Source organism: Corynebacterium flavescens (genome assembly GCF_008693105.1).
Taxonomy (GTDB): Bacteria; Actinomycetota; Actinomycetes; order Mycobacteriales; family Mycobacteriaceae; genus Corynebacterium; species Corynebacterium flavescens.
Genome location: NZ_VXKK01000042.1, coordinates 88,294 through 113,096, shown reverse-complemented (window position 1 = coordinate 113,096; position 24,803 = coordinate 88,294). Strand labels below are relative to the sequence as shown.

The window sequence follows — 24,803 nt, the reverse complement described above, 5'->3', positions numbered from 1 at the left end:
GGGTCAAATCGCTCCGTGTCGAGGGGATCGACTACCCTAGACAAGCGTGAGCGAGCAGAAGAAGACCCAAGACATTCCCGAGCAGGTACGGATCCGCCACGAGAAGCGCGAACGCCTGCTTGCCAGCGGCATCGAGGCCTATCCGGTGCACGTAGATCGCACTATTTCCCTGGCGGATTTGCGCCGCAAGTACCGAGTCCTCGGCCCAGACGAGCAGCCGGGCACGGAGGAAGGCGTGCGCTACCTGGCGGTCGGGGAGGAGACCTCGGACGAGGTCGCCATTGCCGGGCGCCTGATATTCATGCGCAACACAGGCAAGCTGTGTTTTGCCACCCTGCAAGACGGGGACGGCACCAAGGTGCAGGCAATGCTTTCCCTGGCTGAGGTCGGCGAGGAGGCCCTGGCCGCCTGGAAGGCTGACGTGGACTTGGGGGACTTCGTCTCCGTGCGCGGTCGCGTCATTTCCTCGCGCCGCGGGGAGCTCTCCGTCATGGCAAAAAAGTGGGCCATGGCCGCCAAGGCCCTGCGCCCGCTGCCCGTGGCCTTCGCGGACATGGCGGAGGATACGCGTGTGCGCCAGCGCTATAACGATCTCATCCTGCGAGAGGAGGCCCGCCGCAACGCGCTGACCCGCGTCTACGTCATCCGTGCGCTGCGCCACTATCTGGAGGATCAGGGCTTCGTCGAGATTGAAACTCCGATGCTGCAGACGCTGCACGGCGGCGCTGCGGCGCGGCCCTTTGTCACGCACTCCAATGCGCTCGATATCGACCTCTACCTGCGCATTGCGCCGGAGCTCTACCTCAAGCGCGCCGTCGTCGGCGGCATCGATCGCGTCTTTGAGATCAACCGTAACTTCCGCAACGAGGGCATCGACCGCTCGCACTCGCCGGAGTTTGCCATGCTGGAGACCTATGCGGCGTGGGGGGATTACAACGATTGCGCGCGTACCACGCGCGAATCCATCCAGGCCGTGGCCATGGAGGTCTTTGGCACCCACAAGGTGACCTTGGCGGACGGCAGTGAATACGATCTCGGCGGCGAGGAATGGCCGGAGATTGAGATGTATCCCTCCCTCAACGAGGCCCTGGCGCGCAAGTTCCCCGGCCAGCCCGAGGTCACCATTGACTCCAGCGTTGAGGAGCTCAAAGCCATCGCGCAGTTCATCGGCCTCGCGGTGCCGAAGGATGGCGGCTGGGGCCACGGCAAGCTGGTGGAGGAGATCTGGGAGGTCCTGTGTGAGGATCAGCTCGAGGGGCCGATCTTTGTCAAGAACTTCCCGCTGGAGACCTCGCCCCTGACGCGCCAGCACCGTTCCCAGCCCGGCGTGACGGAGAAGTGGGACCTCTACGTGCGCGGATTCGAGCTGGCCACCGGCTACTCGGAGCTCGTGGATCCCGTCATTCAGCGCGAGCGCTTCGAGGATCAGGCTCGCCTGGCCGCCGGCGGCGACGAGGAAGCCATGGTCTTGGACGAGGACTTCCTCGCCGCCATGGAACAGGGCATGCCGCCCACAGCGGGCACCGGCATGGGCATCGACCGCCTGCTCATGGCGCTCACGGGCCTGGGAATCCGCGAGACGGTGCTATTCCCGCTGGTCAAGCCCGAGCGATAATAGCCTCAAGCGTTAGCGGTTCGTCGCGCGCGGCAGCCCCTCGGCAAAGCCGGCGGCGGATTGCACGCCGACCACCGCGCGCTCGTGGAACTGCGGGATGGAATCCGCGCCCGCGTAAGTAAAGGAAGAGCGCACCCCGGAGGTAATACGGTCGATGAGGTGCTCCACCCCGCCGTGCTCCGGGTCGAGGTAGATGCGCGAGGTAGAAATCCCCTCTTCGAAGATCTCGCGCCGCGCCCTCTCGAAGGCCTCGGTATCAGAGTTGCGGTTGCGCACGGCGCGGCGCGAGGCCATGCCGAAGGATTCCTTGTAGAAGGCGCCGTCGGCGTCGCGGTGCAGGTCACCGGGGGATTCGAAGGTCCCGGCAAACCAGGAACCGATCATGACATTGGAGGCTCCGGCCGCCAGTGCGAGCGCCACGTCGCGCGGGTCGCGCACGCCGCCATCGGCCCAGACATGCGCGCCGAGCTCGCGGGCGGCTGCGGCGCATTCGAGCACCGCGGAGAACTGCGGCCGGCCCACGCCGGTCTGCATGCGGGTGGTGCACATTGCGCCCGGACCCACGCCCACCTTGATGATGTCGGCCCCTGCCTGGACAAGCTCGGTGACGCCGGCCGCGGTGACGATGTTGCCGGCGGCGAGTGGCACGCCCAGCCCCAGTGCCTTGATGCGGTGCAGCACGCCGAGCATGCGCTGTTGATGGCCGTGCGCGGTGTCGATGACGAGGACGTCTGCCCCGGCGTCGACAAGTGCCTGCGCGCGCGATTCCACGTCACCATTGATGCCCACGGCGGCGCCGATCCGGAGCCTGTCCTGCTTGTCGACGGCCGGCTGGTACATCGTCGCCCGCAGCGCACCCTTGCGGGTGAGGATGCCGGCCAGGGTTCCGTCCTCGTTGACCACGGGCGCCAGCTTGCGGGAGGCGCGGCGCAGCAAGCTATAGGCTTCCTGCGGGTCGATGCCCACGGGGAGGGTGAGCAGGTCCACCGACATCAGCTGCCCGACGTTGGTGAAGTTATCTTGACCGCGCAGATCCTTGGCTGTGACCAGACCAATGGGCATGTTGTCCTCAACCACCACGGCGGCGCCGTGCGCGCGCTTGTGCAGGAGGTTATCGGTATAGCCCACGGTGTGGTGTGGTTTGACGGTAATGGGAGTGTCATAGACCAAATGCGCGGACTTGACCGAGTGGATGGTCTCGGTTGCGGCGCTGACGGGGACGTCCTGGGGCAAGATGGCCATGCCGCCGCGCCGGGCGATGGTCTCAGCCATGCGCCGACCCGCCACGGCAGTCATGTTGGCCACGATGAGCGGGATGGTGGTTCCCGTGCCATCGCCGCTGCGCAAATCCACGGCCATGCGCGACTCGACGTCGGAGTGGCTGGGCACCATGAATACATCGGAATAAGTAAGTTCATAGGGCGGGCGGGAATCGTTGAGGAAGTGCATCTTTTGTGCTCCTTCGAGCGCGGGGTGTGCTAGAGAATCAAACGCCGCAATCCTACCCTTTATTCGCCCCTCCAATTTTGGACGCTAGGTCTGTGCGGCGGCGGTGAGGCGCTTGTCGCGCGGCCATGGTAGCGTGCACTCTTGTCGTTTTCGGGCGCTTGGGGGGGTTGAAAAAGCCCAGTGCGCCTGTGCAAAAAGGAAAGGTTTGTCAGCGCGTTTTGTCTTCTGAAAAGCAGGGGCCGGAGACCGGTTCTCAACTTACTCGCGAGGTGATTATCAACCTCGCAATCCTCGTCTTCGCGGCGATGATCATGATTTTGAATGAGACTTCCTTGTCGGTGGCGCTGCCCTCGATCATGGTTGATTTCGACATCCCGGCCACCTCCGCCCAGTGGCTGACCACCGGTTTCATGTTGACCATGGGCGTGGTCATCCCGACCACCGGCTACCTGCTTGATCGTTTCAGCACGCGCCAGATTTTCCTGTGCGCCACGGGCTTCTTTCTCGTCGGCACCGTGGTTGCGGCGATAGCTCCGGCCTTTATCGTCTTGTTGGCGGGGCGCGTGATTCAGGCCGTGGGCACGGCCCTGATGATCCCCACGCTGATGACTGTGACGATGAACCTCGTGCCGCCGCAGCGGCGCGGGACCATGATGGGGGTTATCTCCGTCGTCATTTCCGTGGCTCCCGCGCTGGGGCCAACGGTGGGCGGCGCCATCATTAACGTTGCCACCTGGCACGTCATCTTCTGGGCAATGGTTCCGTTGGTCGCGCTGGCGGCGGGTCTGGGCTACGCCAAGCTGGTCAATGTGGGCAAGAATTTTGATACCCCGCTGGATGTGGCCTCCGTGATCCTTTCCGCTGTCGCCTTTGGCGGATTGGTCTATGGCCTGTCATCGATTGAGAAGATCCTCGAGGGACGCGGGGCGGTGGAGATCATCGCCGCGGCGTGTGGCGCGGTGGCGCTCGTCATCTTTACCCGCCGCCAGATTGCGCTGGCCAAGCAAGGCCGCGCGCTGTTGGATCTGCGGCCTTTCCGCGTGCGCAGCTACACAATCGCCGTGGCCATCATGCTTGTTTCCTTTGGGCTGATGCTTGGCTCGGTGACCGTGCTTCCGATCTTCATGCAGACCTCGCTGGGGGTCAGTGCACTTATAACGGGGCTGGTGGTCATGCCCGGCGGTCTCCTGCAGGGCGTGATTTCCCCCGCGGTGGGCCGGCTTTTCGACGCCCACGGCCCCCGCCCCCTCCTCATCCCCGGCGCCCTCATGCTCGCGGGAGGCATCTTTCTGATGTCCACGCTCAATGAAGACTCGCAGGTCTGGATGGTGGTGGGCATGCACGTCCTCTTTGCTCTCGGAATGGGCCTGATGATGACCCCGCTGATGACGACCGCGCTCTCCTCGCTGCCGAAGGATCTTTACTCCCACGGCTCGGCCATCATGAATACCCTCCAGCAGTTGGCGGGTGCGGTGGGAACCGCCTTCTTGGTGGTCTTCTTGACCCGCGGAACCAACGCCGGAATACAGTCTGGCCTTGACCAGGCCGCCGCCACGGCCCAAGGCACGCAGTGGGCATTCCTCTTCGGCTGCGTGCTGGCGGTAGCCGTGGTCATCTTGGCCCCGCTGCTGCGGCGGGTGCCCACGCAGGAATCTCACTGATAAATAGGGGTGTTCGCTACCGGCGTACACCCCTTTGAGCTGCACAAAGAAGCGTTTTGCGGGTGCTTGGCGGAAAACCTGGGATTGAGTGGGCTCAAGGCGCGTTAGAGTAGATGACACATTAAGAGCGAAATCGCAAAGGTAGATAGCTATGTTCGAGAGGTTTACAGACCGTGCCCGCCGCGTCATCGTTTTGGCGCAAGAAGAGGCGCGCATGCTCAACCACAATTACATCGGTACCGAGCATATTCTGCTCGGACTCATCCACGAGGGCGAAGGCGTAGCCGCCAAGGCCCTGGAATCTATGGGCATTTCGCTGGAGGATGTACGCCGCGAGGTCGAGGAGATCATCGGCCAGGGCACGCAGCCCCATACCGGGCACATCCCCTTTACTCCGCGCGCCAAGAAGGTCCTCGAGCTTTCCCTGCGCGAAGGCCTCCAGATGGGCCACAAGTACATTGGCACAGAGTTCCTCCTGCTTGGCCTCATCCGTGAGGGTGAGGGCGTGGCCGCGCAGGTTCTTATTAAGCTGGGTGCGGATCTGCCGCGCGTGCGCCAGCAGGTTATTCAGCTGCTCTCGGGCTATGAGGGTGGATCGGGCGAAGGCGGGGAAGGCGCTGCACAGGGCTCCGGCCCCGTCGGCGCTGGAACCGGCCAGCCCGGCATGCGTGGCCCGCAGGCCACCTCTACCGGCGAGCGCTCTAACTCCTTGGTGCTTGACCAGTTCGGGCGCAACCTTACCCAGGCTGCGAAGGATGGAAAGCTCGATCCCGTTGTGGGGCGCGAGTCCGAGATTGAGCGCATCATGCAGGTGCTGTCTAGGCGCACCAAGAATAACCCGGTGCTCATTGGCGAGCCCGGCGTTGGTAAGACTGCCGTCGTGGAGGGCCTCGCCCTCGATATTGTCAACGGCAACGTGCCGGAGACCCTGAAGGATAAGCAGGTCTATTCCTTGGACCTGGGTTCCTTGGTGGCCGGTTCGCGCTACCGCGGTGACTTCGAGGAGCGCCTGAAGAAGGTCCTCAAGGAGATTAACCAGCGTGGTGACATCATCTTGTTCATCGATGAGATCCACACCCTGGTCGGTGCCGGTGCAGCCGAGGGCGCTATTGACGCGGCCTCCCTGCTCAAGCCCAAGCTCGCCCGCGGTGAGCTGCAGACCATCGGCGCCACCACGCTGGATGAGTACCGCAAGCACATCGAGAAGGACGCGGCACTGGAGCGCCGTTTCCAGCCGGTGCAGGTCAACGAGCCTTCGCTCGAGGACACCATCCTCATTCTGCGCGGCCTGCGCGATAAGTACGAGGCGCACCACCGCGTTTCCTATACCGATGATGCGCTCAAGGCCGCGGCCTCGCTTTCGGATCGATACATCAATGATCGCTTCCTGCCGGATAAGGCAGTGGACCTTCTCGATGAGGCCGGTGCCCGCATGCGCATCAAGCGCATGACTGCGCCGGAGGGCCTGCGCGAGGTCGATGACCGCATCGCGGAGGTCCGCAAGGAAAAAGAAGCCGCCATTGACGCTCAAGACTTCGAGAAGGCCGCCGGCCTGCGCGATAAGGAGCGCAAGCTGGGGGAGGAGCGCCAAGCAAAGGAAAAGCAGTGGCGCTCGGGCGACCTCGAGGAAATCGCCGAGGTGGGCGAGGATCAGATCGCCGAGGTTCTGGCTCATTGGACCGGCATTCCGGTTCTCAAGCTCACGGAGAAGGAATCCTCCCGTCTGCTGCACATGGAAGATGAGCTGCACAAGCGGATCATCGGCCAGGATGAGGCGGTTCGCGCCGTCTCGCGGGCGATTCGTCGTACCCGTGCAGGCCTGAAGGATCCGCGTCGTCCCTCCGGTTCCTTCATCTTCGCCGGTCCTTCCGGCGTGGGTAAGACGGAGCTTTCGAAGGCGCTGGCCAGCTTCCTCTTCGGTTCGGATGATGATCTTATCCAGATCGACATGGGTGAGTTCCATGATCGATTCACCGCCTCCCGTCTCTTCGGTGCACCTCCGGGATACGTGGGCTATGAGGAAGGCGGCCAGCTGACTGAAAAGGTCCGCCGCAAGCCATTCTCTGTGGTCCTCTTCGACGAGATCGAGAAGGCGCACAAGGAGATCTACAACACCTTGCTGCAGGTGCTCGAGGATGGCCGTCTCACCGATGGCCAGGGTCGCGTCGTTGACTTCAAGAACACCGTGCTGATCTTCACCTCCAACCTGGGCACCCAGGACATCTCCAAGGCCGTCGGCCTGGGATTCACCGGCTCCTCGGAGACGGACGCGGATGCGCAGTATGACCGCATGAAGAACAAGATCAATGACGAGCTCAAGAAGCACTTCAGGCCTGAGTTCCTCAACCGTATCGATGAGGTCGTGGTCTTCCACCAGCTCACCCGCGAGCAGATCGTTCAGATGGTGGAGCTGCTCATCGGGCGTGTGGAAAAGCAGCTGGAGGAGCGCGACATGGGCATCGAGCTCACGCAGAAGGCCAAGGACCTGTTGGCCGCTCGTGGCTTCGACCCCGTTCTCGGTGCTCGTCCGCTGCGCCGTACCATCCAGCGCGAGATCGAGGATCAGCTCTCGGAGAAGATCCTCTTCGGAGAGATTGGCGCCGGGGAGATCATCGCCGTCGATGTTGCGGACTGGGATGGAGAGTCTAAGGACAACTCCAAGGCCAGCTTCACCTTCACTCCGCACCCGAAGCCGCTGCCGGAGGGTGCCTTCAGCAACGAGAAGGAGCTCGAGGACACCGAGGTGCGCGAGCACGACGAGGAAGTCGCCACCGAGATCGATGATGACATCCACGGCGGACCGGAGGGCGACAATTTGTCTCCGGATACGCTGCCGCAGGCTCCGGCATCGTCCGGCTCCACGGATGACGGGCAGAACCCGCCACCGGCTGGTGCTGGTCAGCCGCGCTAGCGCCTGAGTTAGCAGCAGAAAGCCGCGAACCTTGTACAGGTTCGCGGCTTTCTGCGATCTCTATTGTGTGTTCCTATTCGCAGTTGGTAGGGGCGGGCACATCGTTGAAGCGCTCAATGAGGTAGCCCAGCCCGCGTGGCACGGAACCGATGAAAGGGACGGCGTGGTTGATTCCGGCGCGGGAGCTAAAGGCTGCGTAGAGGCGGCGGCGAAAAGACCAGGCCGGGGAGACTGGTGCAGTGAGAAAAGCATCGGCCTAGGCTAGCCAAGATGAAGTGGCCGCGGGGCGCAGTTGCGCTAGAGTTTAAGGCATGGGCCTTCAATATCGTTCACGCAAAAAGACCGGCAAGAATAGCTGGATCAACGTCTCTGGATCGGGCGCCTCGCTTTCTACGAAAGTGGGCCCGGTGACCTTCAATTCCCGTGGCGGCATGTGGATTAACTTGCCCGGCGGGCTGAACTTCCGGGGTCGTTGGCGTTAATTCATGTCCTTTCAACCCGGTAGCAACTACGTCCGCATGGGTATTGAGGCGGACGTTGTTTTGCGCCTTGGCATGCTCCTGATGGGGGCGGGGACCTCTGGCTACCGCGTGCTGCGCGGCATGAAACGCGCTGCGCGCGCGTTGGGTTTTGACAGGCTTGATGCCAATGTTGGGGTCACCCAGATTACGTGCACCTTCCACCAGGGGCGTTCCTTTCGCACCGTGGTGGCGCAGCAGCATTCGCCGGCGGTGGATGCCTCGCGCATTGAGGCACTCGAGGATCTCACTCACCACCGGCTGCACTATGGCATCACGGCAGAAGAGCTCACGGCCATGCTCGACGAGATCGAGTCCAACGTGGTCAAGCGCTGGAATGGGTGGATTTTGGCCTGCGCGGCAGCTGTTGCCTGTGCCTCCTTCGCTGTTTTGAATTACTTCCCGGCCTATGCGGTGGGTCTGGTGGCGATCTCGGCCTTCTTGGGCCAGTTTGCCCGGTGGGGACTGCACCGCCAGCACGTGCACCAGCTGGGGTGCATCGTCGCCGCGGGCACGGTGGCCAGCCTGTTCTACTTCTTCAGCACTGAGGCCTTAGACGCGCTGGGCGTGGCGGATTCGGCGGATTATTCCTCCGGCTACGTGGCGGCGGTTCTCTTCCTCATTCCGGGGTTCCCGCTGTTCTCGGCGCTCATTGATTTAGCCCGCTTCGACTTCGAGGCGGGTATGGCGCGCCTGACTTATGCGGTCACGGTCATCATTGCGGCGACGTTTACCGTCACCATGGTCACCTGGTTCACGGAGCTCACGCCCAGGCCTGGTACGCCCGATCCGCAGCCTTTGTGGTTTGCCGCCGCAGCCACGGCGAGCTTTTGTGGCATCGCCGGCTTTGCTTTCCTCTTTAATTCTTCGCGGCGGATGGTGCTGGTGGCCTCATGCGTGGGCACCGTGGCGAATATGACCCGCATCTTTCTCGCGGAGTTCGGCGGCACGGCGTACATGGCGGCCTTCATCGGCGGGCTGATCGTGGGGATGCTGGGCGCGGTGGCCGCGCGCCGGGCGCATCTGCCGCGTATTACCACCACGGTTCCGGCCTCCGTCATCATGATTCCGGGCACGGCGATGTTTCGCACGGTTTATCACCTCAACGCCGGAAACATGGACCAGGCCTTGAGCAATCTGGCCACCGCCTGCATGGTGGTGCTGGCCATAGGCTCTGGCCTCATCGTGGCGCGGCTCATCACGGACCGCGATTGGGCGCTGGGGCATCTCATTGACTTCAACCATCGCCATTCTCCGCCTCTAGAGGGGCAGGCGAAAGAGTCCTGAGGGGTCTTGTTCGGCGAGGCCGTCGTCAAGCAAGGATGCCAGGGCGCGGGAGCGTTGCGCGGCGTCGGGCCAGACCACGTCGATGTCGGCCTGAGGAACCGGGTGGGCGGCCGCTCGCAGCACGTCGAGGATGAGCCCGCGCACCTGCCTGTCAGTGCCTTGGAACTTCTGGACTTTTTTCTTCGCACGGGCGAGTTCCTGCTCGTTCGGCGGCGGACAGCCATCCTGGAACCAGGCGCAGGTTGGCCGCAGCGGGCAGTGCGCGCAGTCGGGGTTCTTGGCGGTGCACACCAGGGCGCCGAGCTCCATGAGAGCGGCGGAGAACCGGGGTCCCTGCAATTCTGGCAGGAGCGTGGCCACCTCCCCCAGCTCCTTCTTCGACGCCCCCGGCGCCAGGAAAGTGCCGCTGACAGCGCGCGCATAGACGCGGCGGACGTTGGTATCGACCACGGGCACGTTATGGCCATAGTGGAAACAGGCCACGGCGCGCGCGGTGTAGTCCCCGATGCCCGGCAGGGCCAAAAGCTTGTCGACGTCGTCTGGAACAGGCTCATCCCCCAGCACCTGCGCGCACTCCCACAGCCGCAGGGCGCGACGCGGGTAGCCCAGCTTGCCCCAGGCGCGCAGAACCTCGGCGCGAGAGGCGCGCGCGAAGCTGGCCGGGGTGGGCCAGCGGCTCATCCACTCCTCCCAGACGGGAGCCACGCGGGCGACGGGGGTTTGCTGGCTCATGACCTCGCTGAGCAGCACTCCCCAGGCGCTCGTGCCCTCTTTGCGCCAGGGCAGCGGGCGTTCGGCGGCCTGAAACCAGACCAATAGAGCTTGCGTATCCATCAAGCCAATCAGTCTAGAGGCAGTTGGTCGGTCTATAGTAATGGGCATGCCACTTAGTAAAGTTCCACACGAACCACAAAAGGTATGGGAAGCCCTGCAGGAGGGCAATAGGCGTCTGGTGACGGGAAACGTCATCGCCGTGAGCCAGATGGCGGACGAGCGCTACCAGCTCACTGCCGGACAAGATCCGCGAGTCATCGTCTTATCCTGCTCGGATTCGCGCGCCCCGATTGAGCACGTGTTCAACATTGGCTTCGGTGATGCCTTCGTCATCCGTACCGCCGGTCATGTCTTGGATAACGCCGTTCTGGCTTCTTTGGACTATGCGCTGGAGAATCTGCACGCCAACCTCTTGGTAGTCATGGGGCATCAATCCTGCGGCGCAGTTGCTGCGGCGGCCTCTTTCCTGTCCGGCAAGAGCGATCTTCCCACTGGCCTGCAGCGCCCCATTATTGAGAAGGTCGCAACGTGCGCCCTCGTTGCCCAGCGCGATGGCCGGGATACCACCGCCGATTTCGAGCGCGAGAACACCGTGCAGACCGTCTCGCAGATCATCTCTGATGTGCCCGCGGCACGCCGTCTGCTTGATTCCGGCACCCTCGGCGTGGTCGGCGCGCGCTACCTGCTGGAGGATTCCAGCGTAGAGACCGTGGCCACCCACGGGGTCCAATAGCCAGACACGCGGCGCGCGGTGATGTTATCTGACCCGCTCACACCCTAAAATTGGGGGCGTGACTAAACCAAATCCCGCGCAACCGAAGAAGCTGCCCCAAGAGGTCTATACCCGCCGCCGCGTCGCGGCTTTGGTAGTAATCCTCGTGGTTGTGGCGCTCTTCATTTGGGCGGTCACCTCGCTCTTTGGCGGATCGGGGAAGGACAACAACGCCGATTCCGTCGCGGTGACCTCGACCACCGCGCCGCAGGAGACGTCCGAGGCCGCCGCGACCTCGGAGACTTCGCAAAGCACAGAAAGCTCAGAAAGCTCTGAGGCCGAGGAATCTGCCAAAAGCTCTGAGAGCGAGAAGGCCTCCGAGCCCAGCACCCCGCTTGCCGCGGATGCGAAGCGGACCTGCGAGCTTGCGGACCTGCAGATTACTGCTATGGCGGCAGAGGACACCTTTGCCCCGGGTGCGCTGCCGGTGTTTTATATGCGCGTGCACAACCCCACGGCGGCGGACTGCGTTATCAACCTTGATGAGAATCAGCTGCGCTTCGAGGTCTATGGCCTGTCCACCAACGCGCGGATGTGGGCGGATACGGATTGCTACCCGGCGGTGGAGACCGGCGAGCAGGTATTCAAATCCAATTCAGACCGCAACTTCAAGGCGGAGTGGTCGCGGCGTACCTCCAAGCCGGGACAATGCACGGACCGCCAAGAGGCGCCCACCGGCGGCTACTACGTGCACGCCGTCTTGGGAGATAACCCCTCGGCGCCGACGCCCTTCAACCTGGCCTAAGAGGCAAGCAGGGAGATGGCCTCGCGCAAGGTGGAAGCCTTGCGCACCTTGATCCCCGTGGCGGTGACCTTTGTATTGGGCACGATGGCGCGGGTATAACCCAGGCGTGCGGCCTCGGCCAGGCGCCTATCTAGGCCAGGAACCGGGCGCAGCTCGCCGGCTAGTCCCACCTCGCCGATGACCACCATCTTCGGCGGCAGTGGTTTCTCGTGCAGCGAGGACCAGGTGGCTAGAGCCACCGCGAGATCGGTGGCGGTCTCGAGGATGCGCATGCCTCCCACGGTGGCGACGTAGGCGTCCTTGTCATTGGTGCGCTCGCCCGCGCGTGCCTGCAACACTGCCAGGACCATGGGCACGCGGTTGGAGTCGAGGCCGGTGACCACGCGGCGTGGGTTCTTTGCCACCGGATCGACGGTCAGTGCCTGGACCTCGGCGAGGATGGGGCGCACTCCATCCATGGCCACGGTGACGGCGGAACCATCCGGCGTGCTGCCGCGGTGGGAGAGGAAGAGGCCTGAGGGATCGGAGACCTCCCGGATGCCGGTGGCGGTTTGCTCGAAACAGCCCACCTCATCGGTGGCGCCGAAGCGATTCTTGATGCCGCGCAGCATGCGCAGGCTCGACTGCTTATCGCCCTCGAAGTTTAAGACAACGTCCACGAGGTGCTCGAGGACGCGGGGACCGGCGACGTTGCCGTCCTTGGTCACGTGGCCGACTAAGAGGATGGGGATGCCGGTGGACTTGGCCAGGGTGGTCAGCGCGGCGGTCACGGCGCGCGACTGGGCCACCCCGCCTGCTACTCCCTCGACGCCGGCGGCATGCATAGTCTGCACGGAGTCCACGATGATAAGTCCGGGCTTGAGGGCGCTGACGTGGCCGAATACGGTGTCGAGGTTGGATTCCGCGGCGAGGTAGAGGCTGTCGTGGAGGGCGCCGGTGCGCTCGGCGCGGGCGCGGACCTGGCCCGCGGATTCCTCCGCGGTGACATAGAGCGCGGTATGGTCTTGGGCGGCCCCGCGCGAGGCCACCTCGAGTAAAAGGGTGGACTTGCCCACGCCGGGCTCGCCGGCCATGAGGACAACGGAGCCTGGCACGAGGCCTTTGCCGAGCACGCGGTCGAGCTCGCCGATGCCGGTGGGAAGGGTGCGCGTGGCCTGCGCGCCGACTTTTGTTATGGGCACGGCCGGGCTGGTGGGGGTCAGCCCTGGGGTGAGCTGCCCCGTCACGGCTGCGGCGGCGGCGCCACCGGAAGCTGCGGGAGTGGATTCTTGCAGGGTGCCCCATTCCCCGCACTCGGGGCAGCGTCCCAGCCACTTAGGAGAGACGTAGCCGCACTCTGAGCACGTATGAACCGGGCGAACTTTCTTAGCCATTCCCTAAGACTAAGCCATGGCCCGGACACGGCGTGTGGTGGCGCTAAACGGCAAGCCTTAGATTCACCCAGAATGAAATGAACGGTCTATCTAGACTAGACCAAGATGTCTACGTAAAGCCTCGCTTCAAGCCCCGTACGGTGCTGGAAAGCACACTTATAAGAAGAGAGACAACACATGACAAGCACACTAGATACTCGGTCCTTCGGGGTAGCGGCGGCTTCGCCAAGCGCGCGCAACCCGAGCCTGCGCCTACAGCGACGGCTGAGGGGAGGGTCATCCCGCGCCGGAACTGGGGCCTCTACGTGGCCTCGGCCGTCGTCATATTCCTGCTCGCGCAGTTCCTGTGGTCCTTAGTCACCGTCAAAAACTATCAGTGGGACGTCTTCGCACAGTACTTCTTCAACGACGCCATCCTGCGCGGCCTGCGGTTGACGCTGGTGCCCACGGTGGTGTCCATCATTGGCGGATTCCTGCTGGGGGCGCTGCTCGCGCTCATGCGGCTGTCCTCCTCCGCCATCCTCAACTCCGCCGCTTTTGGCTACGTGTGGTTCTTCCGCTCCGTGCCGCTGCTGGTGCAGATCCTCGTGTGGTACAACCTGGGCTACCTCTATCCCACCTTGGGCCTAGGGACCCCGTTCACCACGAACTTTTGGATCTACGAGGTGCAGACCACCTCGCTCATCTTGGCCTTCTTCGCCGCGGCGCTGGGCATTCCCCGGTCCAGGCGCTTCCTGCGCATCATCGTGCCCCAGGCGGCCCGGTCCATCGTGCCCAATGCCTTCAACGAGATCATCGGCCAGGTCAAGGGCACCTCGGTGGTATTCATCGTGGCCCTGCCGGAGCTGTTCTATACCGTGCAGGTCATCTACAACCGCACCTTGGAGCCGATTCCGCTGCTCATGGTCTCCGTGGCCTGGTATGCCCTCATCACGACCGCGCTGTCCATCATCCAGTACTACGTGGAAAGGCATTATGCCAAGGGCACGCAGCGCCAGCTTCCACCCACGCCCTTCCAGCGCCTGCGTCACTGGGTTGCCACTAGCTGGGCCGCGCTTGGCGAAGCCCCCACCACCGCAAAGGTAAAGAACTAATGACCACAGCATTTACTCCACAATCCGTGTCCAAGAAAGAAGCAAAGAAGGAGGGCCTGGTAGAGATAAGCCACGTCCACAAGTTCTATGGGGAGCACGAGGTCTTAAAGGACATCTCTTTGACCGTAAACCCTGTCGAGGTGGTGTCCCTCATTGGGCCCTCCGGCTCGGGCAAGTCGACGCTGCTGCGCACCATCAACCACCTGGAGTCGATCGACTCGGGGGATATTACGGTCGACGGCGAATACATTGGCTACCGCCGCAAGGGCGACCTGCTCGCCAGCGTGGGGCTCGCTGACAAGGGGGAGGCCTACCCTAGGCAACTCTCCGGCGGACAACAGCAACGCGTGGCCATTGCCCGCGCGCTGGCGCTTGACCCTGATGTCATCCTCTTCGACGAGCCCACCAGCGCGCTCGACCCGAGCTGGTCGGGGAGGTGCTCTCCGTCATCAGGCAACTTGCTCAAACGGGTAAGACCCTCATCATTGTCACCCACGAGATCTCCTTTGCGCGCGAGGTCTCCGACCGCGTGGTATTCCTCTCCGACGGCGCCCTGGTGGAGTCCGGTACCCCTGAGCAGGTATTAGACCACACGCGCCACGAGCGCACACGGGCGTTCATTGAAAGCATCCTCTAGAAGCGCTTGTGAAAAATCTCGACCAAAACTCCCCACAGAAAAGGAAGAATCAACATGGCTTTAAGTAAGAAACAAACCGGCGTGGTAGCAGGCGGCGTCGTCCTCTTGGTGGCATTGGCTGTCGCTATCGCTGTCGCGTTTCGAGGCGATGATTCCTCAACTACTGATAGCTCCGCCGTGAGTCCGGTGGCAGACTCGACCGCAGAGGGCGGTTTCGACCTTAGCTCACAAAACGCCAAAGATAGACCGCGACAAGTCAAGGTCGATGAGGCGGTTCAAGCGTTGGAGAAGAGCGGCTTTAAGCCGGTCGAGCCGGGAAAGCTCACGGTAGCCATCGCGGTCGGCACCGCGCCGCTTAATATCTACGCTGAGGACGATAACACCACGCTCATCGGCTCCGAGGTTGATTTCGGACAGCTTGTGGCTGACGGCCTTGGGCTAGAGTTCAACCCTGTGCCCGTGAGCTGGGCAGATTGGCCCCTTGGAGTGTCTTCTGGCAAGTATGACCTAGTTACGGCCAACGTGACAGTGACGGAGGAGCGCCTAGATATCTTCGACATCGCAACCTATCGCGTAGACCTGCTCGGTTTCTACGTCCAGAAAGACAATGAAATTGAAAAGATCGAATCCGCGGAGGACATCAGCGGATTGAAGATAGTTGTGGGATCCGGAACCAATCAGGAGGAGGTGATATTGCTCTGGAATGAAGAACTAGAAGCTGAGGGGGAGAAGCCGGCGCAGCTCGTGTATTACGATGATCAAGCCGCAGCCCAGCTCGCTCTGCAGGCTGGCCGCGTTGATGCCACCTTTGGTCCGAATGCCACGGGAGCCTTCGCGGCCCGCAATACCGGCGATACCAAGCTTGTCGGTTTGATTCCTGGTGGCTGGCCACTGACTGCCAACATCGGTGCGACTACCAAGAAGGATAATGGTCTCATTGAACCAGTTGCTATCGCCCTTGGCAATGCAATTAAGGACGGCGCTTACCAGGAGGTTCTCGACCGCTGGGGCCTTGAGGACGAGTCAGTCGAATCCGTGGAGATTAACCCGCCGGGCCTGCCGCGCAAGTTGGTGCTGAACTAAAACCCCGGGAACTTCAGAAGCAAGAATACGACCGTGCTCCTCCCCAAGTCCGGAAAGAACCGGAAGTGGGGAGGACCACGGTCGTATTTGATGCAAGGAGCGCCGCACCTCGCGCGCCTGAGTGAGCTCTAGTGGCCCGAGTGTGCTTCCTCGGTGGTGTAACCGTGGGTGGACTCCACGTCACGGTTGTACTCGCCGGCCTTGAGGGGGGATGCGGCAATAGCGGCGTTGACCTCAAGGGTGCCATTGGAGAAACGGAAGACTACCGGGCGGTAGCCGGCGTAGCCGTAGTCATCATTCTTCAACGTGGTGGCAACGTACTGGACGGTGTCGGTGTTGTGCTGATCAAAGGCCGCGAGGTTGGCTGCGGAATCGGCCACGATGGACTGATCGCGGGTGAGCGGCTTGAGGCTGCCCAGCGCGACATCCTGACCGTCCACGGAGACGGAGTCGAGGGAGATGACGTCAGTCTTATAACCCTGGTGGATGGCGTTGAACTTCAGCGCGGCCGCACCGGTGTCAGGCTCGACGAGGATGGTGACATCGCGGACGGCGACCTTACCGTCCTCGGTGGCCGCGGAGGTGCCGTCAACGGCGGCGACCTTATCGGACGTTTGGGTGACGTGACCTGCAGAGCAGGAAGCCAGCGCCAACGCGGACAGGGCGGTAACGGAAATAATGGCACCGCGGCGGGCGGCGGACTTCAGGGACTGCACTTTCAGTGTCCTCCATCGATTGCGATCACAGAGCTTATCAACGATTTAGCCTAGTCCCTTTGGGTGCGAAGTACACAGTTTCGCTAAAAGCTCGCGGTTAGGCCACGGGGTAATACGGGGGTATCCAGTCCGTGTTGCTTTCCCTTAGTGGGTATAGGAAAAGGGCTGGACTTCGGCGCGTGCTAGAATTGGCGGTCTGTATGCGTGGCGTCGTCTGGGCGGCGCTGCCGTCGAGAAGCGCAAGGACTATCGCGGACCCGCGTCCCTTGATTTATACCAAGCGTGACGGGGGATGGATCCGCAGCTAAAAGGAGTGGCAATGGAGTTTAAGGTCGGAGAGGTCGTTGTTTACCCGCATCACGGCGCGGCGATGATCAAGGATATCGAGCAGCGAGAAATGGGCGGAGAGACCCTCGAGTACCTGGTTCTCCAGATCAATCAATCCGACCTCGTAGTCCGCGTCCCTTCCAAGAACGCCGAGTTGGTTGGCGTGCGTGACGTCGTTGGCAAAGAGGGCCTAGAGAAGGTCTTCGCCGTCTTGCGTGAGGAAGACGTGGAAGAGGCTGGCAACTGGTCGCGTCGCTACAAGGCCAACCAGGAGCGCCTGGCCTCGGGAGACATCAATAAGGTCGCCGAGGTAGTGCGCGATCTCTGGCGCCGCGATCAAGATCGCGGGCTGTCTGCGGGCGAGAAGCGCATGCTGGCCAAGGCACGCCAGATTCTGGTCGGAGAGCTGGCCTTGGCCAAGCCCGTCGATGAGAAGAAGGCGGACACCATGGAGGAGGAAATCCAGGCCACCATCGAGCGCCACCGTGCCGCCGGATTGGTGGAGGATAAGTCCGTAACCACCAGCCTCGATAGTGAGAACGACATTGACCTCGCGGACCTGTCCTTCGACGACAAAGAATAAGGGCCAGGGCGGCGGCGCTGGGGTAGGTGCCCGCCGGCCGGTCATCGCGCTTATCGCCGCGGCCGGCCAGGGCACTCGGCTGGGCGCCGATATCCCTAAGGCCTACGTGGAGCTGCGCGGCAAGACGCTGTTGGAGCGCTCCGTCCAGGCGATGGTGAACTCGCAGATCGTCGATTCCATCCTCATCGTCGTCAGCCCGTCCATGGAATCCCACGCCAGGCAGGTTCTTTCCGGCGTCGATTGTCCCGTGAGATTTGTCCACGGGGGCGGGAAGCGCGCGGATTCCGTGTGGGCGGGCCTGCAGGCCGTGGAAGATGAGGATGCGGTGGTGCTCATCCACGACGCGGCACGCGCTCTAACCCCTCCCGGGCTCATTGCCAGGGTGGCCACGAAGGTCTTGGAGGGCAACCCGTCGGTAATACCGGTCGTGCCTGTGGCCGACACCATCAAGACCGTCGAGGACCACGTTGTGCAGGAAACGCCGGATCGCTCCCGCCTGCGTGCGGTGCAGACCCCGCAGGGTTTTGATCTTGCACAGCTGCGTCGTGCCAATGAGGCCTATTTTTCTGGGCAGCAGGATTTCCTCGCCACCGATGACGCCAGCCTGATGGAATGGTTTGGGGTCCCCGTGGTCACCGTCCACGGCGATCCCATGGCATTTAAGATCACCACCCCCATCGATATGACCTTGGCCCGCACGGTGGTCGACGAGGCCGAACCGACCGTATTTGAGGTACCCAGTGACTAGCTCCAGCGCCAACCCGGCACCGATCATTCCCCGCGTGGGCATCGCCACCGACGCCCATCAGATAGAAAGCGGCAAGCCCTGCTGGATAGCGGGCCTGCTTTTTAGCGCGGACGATGGCTGTGAGGGGCACTCGGACGGAGACGTCGTGGCCCACGCCTTGGTTGATGCGCTTCTCTCCGCGGCGCACTTGGGTGATCTTGGTTCCTTCGTCGGCGTCGGACGCAAGGAGTATGACAACGTCTCTGGCGCACGGTTGCTCAAAGAGTGCCGGGAGCTCTTGGAATCCCACGGCTTTACTATTGGTAACGCGGCCGCCCAGCTGGTGGGCCAAACTCCCAAGATGGGACCGCGCCGCGCGGAGGCTGAAGCAGTGCTATCCGAAGTCGTCGGCGCACCCGTGTCAATCTCCGCAACCACCACGGATCACCTAGGTTTTACCGGGCGCAAGGAGGGCCGCGCTGCGGTGGCCACCGCGGTGGTCTGGAAACAGTCGCCGGAGCTCTAGCACCCCGAATGCGTGAGGGGATAAGGCGGCGTCTACTAGGATGGCAGGCGTGACTGCATCCGTGACTGAAACAAAGCCTGCCAGCAAACTCCGCCTCTTCGATACCGCTACGCGCACCCAGCGCGAGTTCGTGCCCGTCATCCCCGGGCATGTGTCTATCTACTTGTGCGGTGCCACCCCGCAGGCCCAGCCCCATATTGGGCACCTGCGTTCCGGAGTGGCCTTCGACATCGTGCGCCGCTGGTTCCTTGCCCAAGGCTATGACGTGGCCTTTGTGCGCAACGTGACGGATATTGATGACAAGATCCTCACCAAGGCCGCCGAGAATGGACGCCCCTGGTGGGAGTGGGTATCAACCTATGAGCGCGAGTTCGCCAAGGCCTATGAAACCTTGGGCGTGCTCCCGCCCTCTGTGGAGCCGCGGGCAACCGCCTTTGTCACCCAGATGGTCGAGTACATGCAGCGGCTCATGGACCGCGGCTTTGCCTATCCGGCTAGGGGCTCGGTCTACTTCGACGTGCAAGCGTGGGTCACCGCGGAAGGCTCTGACTATGGCTCGCTTTCCGGCAACCGCGTCGAGGAGATGGAGCAGGGCGAGAGCGACATCGAGGGCAAGAGGGGTCCGCAGGACTTCGCGCTGTGGAAGGCGGCCAAGCCGGGCGAGCCTTCTTGGCCTACCCCGTGGGGTCGGGGCCGCCCCGGCTGGCACCTGGAGTGCTCGGCTATGTCCACCTATTACCTCGGATCGAATTTCGATATTCACGGCGGCGGCCTGGACCTGCAGTTCCCGCACCACGAGAACGAGATTGCACAGTCGCACGCGGCGGGCGATAAGTTTGCCAATTACTGGATGCACAATCACTGGGTGACCATGGCGGGCGAGAAGATGTCCAAGTCCTTAGGAAATGTGCTCTCCATCCCGCACATGCTAGACCTCGTGCGCCCGGTGGAGCTGCGCTACTACCTGGGTTCCGCGCACTATCGCTCGGTGCTGGAGTACTCAGAGGCTGCCCTGACGGAGGCTGCGGCTGGTTATCGCCGCATCGAGGATTTCCTGCAGCGCTTCGATGATCTAGAGGCAGGGGAATGGACGCCGGAGTTCGCCGCCGCCCTCAACGATGACATCGCGGTGCCGCGCGCCTTGGCGGAGATCCACAACCGTGTGCGCGAGGGCAACAAGCTCCTCGCGGCGGGTGAGGCTGATAGCGCCCGCGCGGTGGCGAAGTCGGTCCGCGCCATGGCGGGAATCCTGGGCTTTGATCCTTTGGCGCCACAATGGAATGATGGTGCACTAGCTAGTAATGCAGATGCGGCCTTGGACGCCCTCGTTCACGCTGAACTGGAGCGCCGTGCCGAGGCTCGCGCGCGCCGGGACTATGCCAGCGCTGACGCAGTCCGTGACCGCCTGACGGCTGCGGGCATCACCATCACAGACACTCCAGACGGCCCCACTTGGTCGCTGGCCTAAGGAAAGGACTTTCACCATGCCAAGAATCCATGGCCGCGGCGGCGCGGGAGCACGCAAGACCAACAAGAAGGGCGCCCTCAAGGGCACCGGAGGCCAGCAGCGCAAGGCCCTAGAGGGCAAGGGCCCCACGCCCAAGGCCGAGGACCGCGTCTATCACTCCAAGCACAAGGCCAAGATCGCGCGGGAGCGCCGTAATTCGGGGCGCCACCAGAAGGAAACCGCCGAGATGGTGGTGGGCCGCAACCCGGTCATCGAGTGCCTGCACGCCAAGGTGCCTGCCACCTCCCTCTACATCGTGGCCGGAACCCGCAATGATGCTCGTCTCTCCGAGGCGGTGGCCATTGCCAACTCCCGCAACTTGCCCATCCTCGAGGTACAGCGCCACGAGATGGATAATATGACCGGAAACGGCATGCACCAGGGCATCGGCCTGCAGATTCCGCCCTATAAGTATGCAGAGGTCCACGATCTCATCGCCGAGGCCAAGGATTCCACGCGGCCGGGCCTTTTCGTCATCTTGGACAACATCACCGACCCGCGCAACCTCGGCGCGGTCATCCGCTCCGTGGCTGCTTTCGGCGGCAATGGCGTCATCATCCCGGAGCGCCGCTCGGCTTCTGTCACCGCCGTGGCTTGGCGTACCTCCGCGGGTACTGCCGCACGCCTGCCGGTAGCACGCGCGACCAACCTGACGCGTACGGTGCAGGAGTTCCAGAAGAATGGCTACCAGGTTGTCGGCTTGGATGCCGGTGGCGAGCACACTCTCGATAGCTATGATGGCGGCAAGGATCCCGTGGTCATCGTCATCGGCTCCGAGGGCAAGGGAATCTCTCGCCTCGTGCGCGAGAACTGCGATGCCATCATGTCCATCCCCATGACGCCGTGGGTGGAGTCCCTTAACGCCTCCGTGGCAGCCGGTGCGGTGCTCTATGAGTTCTCTCGTCAGCGCCGCCTAGCGCAGCGCGAGGACTAACGCCTCAAACCGAAGAAGCGCTCGACCACGTTAGCCGCGCGAAAAGCGTCGGTAGTGGCGCCAAGGCGCGGATCTATCTCGTTGCCGGAGGGGATGACGTGGCCCACCCCTTCCATGGTGAGCAGCTCCACCGGGTTATCTGCCTCCCAGCGGCGTAGTTTCACGCCGGGATAAGGGGCGGTTATCTGCGGGCGGGAGTCCGCGCCGTTCAAGGCGGCGAAGTGGCGTGCCGTCCACTCTGCCGAGGTCACCGGTCCGCGGGTACGCGCCGCATCGATGCCTGCCACGCCGCCCTCATAGGGAGCGAGGGGATCGGAGGTGCCGTGCATGAACAGCACCGGGGTGGGGATATAGGCCGACTCCGGGTTGCTGGGGGCGTGGTTAGCCCCTTCGCCCAAGGTGGAGGCGAAGATGCAGGCGCGGTTGATGAGCCCGGGGGCGTCGAAAAGCAGGCGCAGGACCATCTGCCCACCGTTGGAATAACCGCACGCCAACGTGCGGGAGGTGGAGAACTCCGCGCGCATGAGGCGGATAAGCTCGCGGGTAAAGGCCACATCATCGATGCCGAGCTCGCGCGCGGCAACGGGCAACTGCGCCCGGCAATCGTTGAAGTGGCGGTCCACGCCATCGGGGTAGACCAGCACTGTGCCGGTGCGTTGCGCCAACTCATCGAAGGTGCCGTTGGTGAAACGCCGCATGACGTTGCCCGATTGCAGGGATCCGTGGAAGAAGAGCAAGAGATCGGGGTGCGGGCCCAAGTGGGAGGGCTCGACCACGAGGAAGGTGCGGGTATGCCCCTGAAACTCTATGCGGCGGCGATGCAGCGTGTAATCCATGGGGGTCAAGTTTAGTCCTGCGTTCTAATCGGGGTGCGCGCAGCGCTCGTTATGGGTGCTGGTGTGGTGCTCCTCGCCCGCGGCGGCGAGCTCGAGCTGGGCCTTGGTCCCGCGTGCTGCGGCGATATCATCGCGCACGGCACGACACCCCCGCAGCCAACCCACGAGCCGGCACACCAGGTAGATGATGAAGGAAATCGTGGTGACGAAGACGGAGACCGGCAGGCCAGGCGCGAGCGAGAGCAGGAAGCCTCCCACGGCGGAGATTTCGGCGAAGAAGGTGGCCCACAGCACCGCGCGCAGCGGCGAGGAGGTAATCTGCACCGCCGCGGCGCCCGGGGTGATGAGCAGCGCCATGACCAGCAGCGAACCGACAATCTGCACCGATTGGGCCGCGGCGAGGCCGACGAGGATGGCAAAGCCCACCGCGATGGCGCGGGTGGGAACACCTGCTGCCTGGGCCATGATGGGATCGGCGGAGGCAAAGAGCATGGGGCGCCAGAATAAGAAGACCACGGCGACGATGATGAGCGTGGTGAGCCCCAAAAGCCATACCGAGGCGGCGGAGACGCCGACAATCTGTCCGGTCAGCAGCGTCATGGCCGTGGTGGCATTGCCGGGGTAGAGGTGGAGGAAGAGCACCGAAAGCCCCAGCCCGAAGCTCATGACCACGCCGATGGCGCTGTCTTGCTGGCCCTTGAAGCCGAGCACGGCCAAGATGATGGCGGCTACGATGGCACCGGCGATGGCGCCGAAGCCGATGTTGGCGCCGAAGAGCAGCGCGGCGGCCGCACCCATGAGCGCGAGCTCGGAGGTGGCGTGGACGGAAAAGGACATCTGCCGCAGCACGATGAGGGAGGTCATCACCCCGGAAAGCACGCCGAGGAGGGCGCAGGCGATAAGCGATGATTGAACGAAGTCAACCCCGAGCAAATACTGGGTGTCCTGAATGAAGCTAGACAACGATGAGCCTCCCATCGACCTTGATGACGTTGACCTTGGAGCCGTAGAGCCCGGAGAGGACCTCCGAGCGCATGACCTCATCCACGGTGCCGTAGAGGTGCCCAAAGGGCGCTATGTACAACACGTTGCTGATGAAGTCGAGCACCGGGTTGATGCTGTGGGTGACAAAGATGATGGAGGTGCCGCGCTCCCGACGCCACTTATCCAGCTTCTGCACGGTGTCTTCCTGCCGCGCCGGGTCGAGGGAGAGCAAAGGCTCGTCCGCCAACAGCAGCTGGGGGGAATTGGCCAGCGCCTGGGCCTGGCGGATGAGCTGCTGCTGCCCGCCGGAGAGCTGACCAACACGGCGATCGGCGATACCCGTGGCGCCGACCTCCGCCAGAAGCTCATCCACCTTCCCGCGAGAAGGGCGCCGGTTGCGCAGCGTGCCATGCGCCAGCGAGAGGGAGACCAGATCCCGCGCGCGCAGGGGCAACTCGGCCGGGAACATGCGCTGCTGCGGGATATAACCCACCCGGCAGTTGACGTCCACGGAGCCCGCGGTGAGCTTGCGGGTGCCCAGGATGGTGCCGAGCAGCGTGGATTTTCCCACGCCATTGGGGCCCAAAACGGCGATGAACTCGCCGCTGTTGACGGCGAGATCCAAGTGCGACCACAGCGGTTCAACCGCCGCATCCTTAAAACTTAAAAGCACTAGGCCTTAACTTTCTGTAGCGAATCAATGACCCCAGAGTAGTAGTCCAGGAAGGAGGTCTCCTCCGAGGGGGTTTCGGCGATCTCTACGATCGGGATGTTCTTCTCCTCCGCGGCATCGTGGATGCGCTGGGAGATGTCGGTCTCGGTCTGCGGGTTGTAAATGAGCAGGTCTACCTTGCCCTCGTTGATGACCTCGAGGAAGCGCGCGAGATCCGCCGCGGTTGGCTCGCCCTCGGAGATGGTGGCCTTGCGGAATCCCTCCGGGGTGACATCGGTGGCGGGGGTGTACTTCATGATGTAGTCCGCAATGGGCTCGGTCTGCGCGTAGTTGAGCTTAGGCAGTTCTTCCACGCGCCCACGCAGGGCTTCCATCTTATCCACCAGCGGCTGGCGGGTGGCGCCGGCTTCGGGGTCCTTGTCATTGATAAGATCCTCGACCTCGGTGGCTACCTTTTCGATGGCGGCGGAGTCATACCAAATGTGCTCGTTGCCCTCGATGTTGGTGATCTTGGAGGGGTCTTGCTTGGTGATGTCCTTCGCCTCCTGCGGCGTAACCACGTCAGGCTCATCATCGAGCTTGCCGTGATCGGTCAAAGGCAGCGCGGAGATGATGTGATCCTGGTCGGAGACGGCCTGGTAGATCCAGGAATCGTAGCCGCCACCGTTGACGATCAATACGTCGGCGTCGTTGGCGCGCGCGATGTCTGCGGCGGTGGGCTCAAAGTGGTGCGGGTCGACGCTATTGCCCTTGACAATGGGATCGACGTTGACGGTAACGCCATTCGCGGTATCGGCCACGGCCTTGGCTACATCTGCCCAGATGGAGGTGGAGGCAACGATGTTGATGGTCTTGTCCTTGTCCGCGGAAGCAGCGGAGTCGGAAGGGGTCGAGGAGGACCCTGCCGAGCAAGCGGTGGCGAACAAGAGCGCGCCGCCGGTCAGGAGCGCGGCGGCGGGGCGTAGATAACGAGGTCGTGTGATATTCATGTTTGATAGTGTGCGATTATTGAAAACAATTGTCAAGTGGAAACCTATTGAAAACGTGCGCGCAAGATGTGAGCACCACTGC

Annotated in this window: 22 protein-coding genes and 1 pseudogene; 15 read left to right on the top strand and 8 right to left on the bottom strand. The window is 62.9% G+C overall.

Annotated elements, in window-relative coordinates; genetic code table 11:
• The first annotated feature begins 46 nt into the window (after positions 1 to 46).
• A complete protein-coding gene (gene lysS, locus F4V60_RS10720) occupies positions 47 to 1,615 on the top strand; it encodes a lysine--tRNA ligase (RefSeq protein ID WP_075730567.1) in 1,569 nt (522 codons plus the stop codon).
• A 12-nt stretch (positions 1,616 to 1,627) separates the two neighbouring features.
• On the opposite strand, the gene F4V60_RS10715 is transcribed toward lysS, so the two are convergent.
• Positions 1,628 to 3,064, bottom strand: coding sequence for a GuaB1 family IMP dehydrogenase-related protein (locus F4V60_RS10715; protein ID WP_075730566.1), 1,437 nt, complete (start codon positions 3,062 to 3,064; stop codon positions 1,628 to 1,630).
• Between the two features lie 218 nt (positions 3,065 to 3,282).
• Between F4V60_RS10715 and F4V60_RS10710 the strand changes: the two genes are divergently transcribed.
• The 4 genes from F4V60_RS10710 to F4V60_RS10695 all read left to right on the top strand — a co-directional run bounded on the left by F4V60_RS10710 (position 3,283) and on the right by F4V60_RS10695 (position 9,441).
• Positions 3,283 to 4,725: an MDR family MFS transporter gene (locus tag F4V60_RS10710; RefSeq protein ID WP_075730565.1), complete on the top strand. Its 1,443-nt coding sequence runs from the start codon at positions 3,283 to 3,285 to the stop codon at positions 4,723 to 4,725.
• A gap of 151 nt (positions 4,726 to 4,876) precedes the next feature.
• Positions 4,877 to 7,636: an ATP-dependent Clp protease ATP-binding subunit gene (locus F4V60_RS10705; protein WP_075730564.1), complete on the top strand. Its 2,760-nt coding sequence runs from the start codon at positions 4,877 to 4,879 to the stop codon at positions 7,634 to 7,636.
• A gap of 311 nt (positions 7,637 to 7,947) precedes the next feature.
• Positions 7,948 to 8,118 (top strand): DUF4236 domain-containing protein, encoded by a 171-nt coding sequence (locus tag F4V60_RS10700; RefSeq protein WP_075730563.1) that lies wholly within the window; start codon positions 7,948 to 7,950, stop codon positions 8,116 to 8,118.
• Between the two features lie 3 nt (positions 8,119 to 8,121).
• A complete protein-coding gene (locus F4V60_RS10695) occupies positions 8,122 to 9,441 on the top strand; it encodes a threonine/serine exporter family protein (protein WP_075730562.1) in 1,320 nt (439 codons plus the stop codon).
• Here the strand turns inward: F4V60_RS10695 and F4V60_RS10690 are convergent.
• On the bottom strand, positions 9,415 to 10,275 hold the full coding sequence (locus F4V60_RS10690; protein ID WP_075730561.1) for an HhH-GPD family protein: 861 nt from the start codon (positions 10,273 to 10,275) through the stop codon (positions 9,415 to 9,417). The genes F4V60_RS10695 and F4V60_RS10690 overlap by 27 nt on opposite strands.
• Before the next feature lie 46 nt (positions 10,276 to 10,321).
• On the opposite strand from F4V60_RS10690, the gene F4V60_RS10685 reads away from it, so the two are divergent.
• A complete protein-coding gene (locus F4V60_RS10685) occupies positions 10,322 to 10,948 on the top strand; it encodes a carbonic anhydrase (RefSeq protein WP_075731324.1) in 627 nt (208 codons plus the stop codon).
• Positions 10,949 to 11,006: 58 nt separating this feature from the next.
• The gene (locus F4V60_RS10680) at positions 11,007 to 11,732 is read left to right on the top strand and encodes a hypothetical protein (protein WP_075730560.1); all 726 of its coding nucleotides are present in this window, start codon (positions 11,007 to 11,009) and stop codon (positions 11,730 to 11,732) included.
• Here the strand turns inward: F4V60_RS10680 and radA are convergent.
• A complete protein-coding gene (gene radA / locus F4V60_RS10675; RefSeq protein WP_075730559.1) occupies positions 11,729 to 13,105 on the bottom strand; it encodes a DNA repair protein RadA in 1,377 nt (458 codons plus the stop codon). The two genes, F4V60_RS10680 and radA, sit on opposite strands and share 4 nt — an antisense overlap.
• Positions 13,106 to 13,410: 305 nt before the next feature.
• Here radA and F4V60_RS10670 point away from each other — a divergent pair, with 305 nt between their 5' ends.
• The 3 genes and pseudogenes from F4V60_RS10670 (at position 13,411) to F4V60_RS10660 (ending at position 15,919) form a co-directional block, all read left to right on the top strand.
• Positions 13,411 to 14,199 (top strand): ABC transporter permease subunit, encoded by a 789-nt coding sequence (locus tag F4V60_RS10670; protein WP_198154408.1) that lies wholly within the window; start codon positions 13,411 to 13,413, stop codon positions 14,197 to 14,199.
• Positions 14,199 to 14,836 (top strand): annotated as a pseudogene (locus F4V60_RS10665) (amino acid ABC transporter ATP-binding protein). The gene F4V60_RS10670 and the pseudogene F4V60_RS10665 overlap by 1 nt, the downstream one beginning before the upstream one ends.
• Before the next feature lie 54 nt (positions 14,837 to 14,890).
• Positions 14,891 to 15,919 (top strand): ABC transporter substrate-binding protein, encoded by a 1,029-nt coding sequence (locus F4V60_RS10660; protein WP_084559205.1) that lies wholly within the window; start codon positions 14,891 to 14,893, stop codon positions 15,917 to 15,919.
• A 128-nt stretch (positions 15,920 to 16,047) separates the two neighbouring features.
• Here the strand turns inward: F4V60_RS10660 and F4V60_RS10655 are convergent, their stop codons facing one another.
• Positions 16,048 to 16,635: a hypothetical protein gene (locus F4V60_RS10655; RefSeq protein ID WP_075730558.1), complete on the bottom strand. Its 588-nt coding sequence runs from the start codon at positions 16,633 to 16,635 to the stop codon at positions 16,048 to 16,050.
• 319 nt (positions 16,636 to 16,954) lie between these two features.
• Here F4V60_RS10655 and F4V60_RS10650 point away from each other — a divergent pair, with 319 nt between their 5' ends.
• Genes F4V60_RS10650 through rlmB form a run of 5 tightly spaced genes read left to right on the top strand, consistent with a single transcriptional unit; the run spans position 16,955 to position 21,239 of the window.
• Positions 16,955 to 17,545 carry a CarD family transcriptional regulator gene (locus F4V60_RS10650; RefSeq protein WP_075730557.1) on the top strand — a complete coding sequence of 197 codons (591 nt, stop codon included), beginning with the start codon at positions 16,955 to 16,957 and terminating at the stop codon, positions 17,543 to 17,545.
• A gap of 43 nt (positions 17,546 to 17,588) precedes the next feature.
• Positions 17,589 to 18,293 (top strand): 2-C-methyl-D-erythritol 4-phosphate cytidylyltransferase, encoded by a 705-nt coding sequence (gene ispD, locus F4V60_RS10645; protein ID WP_075731318.1) that lies wholly within the window; start codon positions 17,589 to 17,591, stop codon positions 18,291 to 18,293.
• Positions 18,286 to 18,798 carry a 2-C-methyl-D-erythritol 2,4-cyclodiphosphate synthase gene (ispF, locus tag F4V60_RS10640; protein ID WP_075730556.1) on the top strand — a complete coding sequence of 171 codons (513 nt, stop codon included), beginning with the start codon at positions 18,286 to 18,288 and terminating at the stop codon, positions 18,796 to 18,798. Before ispD ends, ispF begins: the two co-directional genes overlap by 8 nt.
• 49 nt (positions 18,799 to 18,847) lie before the next feature.
• Positions 18,848 to 20,266, top strand: coding sequence for a cysteine--tRNA ligase (gene cysS / locus F4V60_RS10635; RefSeq protein ID WP_232315927.1), 1,419 nt, complete (start codon positions 18,848 to 18,850; stop codon positions 20,264 to 20,266).
• 16 nt (positions 20,267 to 20,282) lie between these two features.
• Positions 20,283 to 21,239 carry a 23S rRNA (guanosine(2251)-2'-O)-methyltransferase RlmB gene (rlmB, locus tag F4V60_RS10630; protein WP_075730554.1) on the top strand — a complete coding sequence of 319 codons (957 nt, stop codon included), beginning with the start codon at positions 20,283 to 20,285 and terminating at the stop codon, positions 21,237 to 21,239.
• Here the strand turns inward: rlmB and F4V60_RS10625 are convergent.
• Genes F4V60_RS10625 through F4V60_RS10610 form a run of 4 tightly spaced genes read right to left on the bottom strand, consistent with a single transcriptional unit; the run spans position 21,236 to position 24,721 of the window.
• The gene (locus tag F4V60_RS10625; protein ID WP_075730553.1) at positions 21,236 to 22,075 is read right to left on the bottom strand and encodes a CE1 family esterase; all 840 of its coding nucleotides are present in this window, start codon (positions 22,073 to 22,075) and stop codon (positions 21,236 to 21,238) included. The genes rlmB and F4V60_RS10625 overlap by 4 nt on opposite strands.
• Before the next feature lie 24 nt (positions 22,076 to 22,099).
• A complete protein-coding gene (locus tag F4V60_RS10620) occupies positions 22,100 to 23,053 on the bottom strand; it encodes a metal ABC transporter permease (protein ID WP_174775514.1) in 954 nt (317 codons plus the stop codon).
• Entirely contained in the window at positions 23,031 to 23,732 is a 702-nt protein-coding gene (locus tag F4V60_RS10615) for a metal ABC transporter ATP-binding protein (protein ID WP_075730551.1), read from the bottom strand. The genes F4V60_RS10620 and F4V60_RS10615 overlap by 23 nt, the downstream gene beginning before the upstream one ends.
• Positions 23,732 to 24,721 (bottom strand): metal ABC transporter solute-binding protein, Zn/Mn family, encoded by a 990-nt coding sequence (locus F4V60_RS10610; protein ID WP_075730550.1) that lies wholly within the window; start codon positions 24,719 to 24,721, stop codon positions 23,732 to 23,734. The genes F4V60_RS10615 and F4V60_RS10610 overlap by 1 nt, the downstream gene beginning before the upstream one ends.
• Positions 24,722 to 24,803 lie beyond the last annotated feature (82 nt).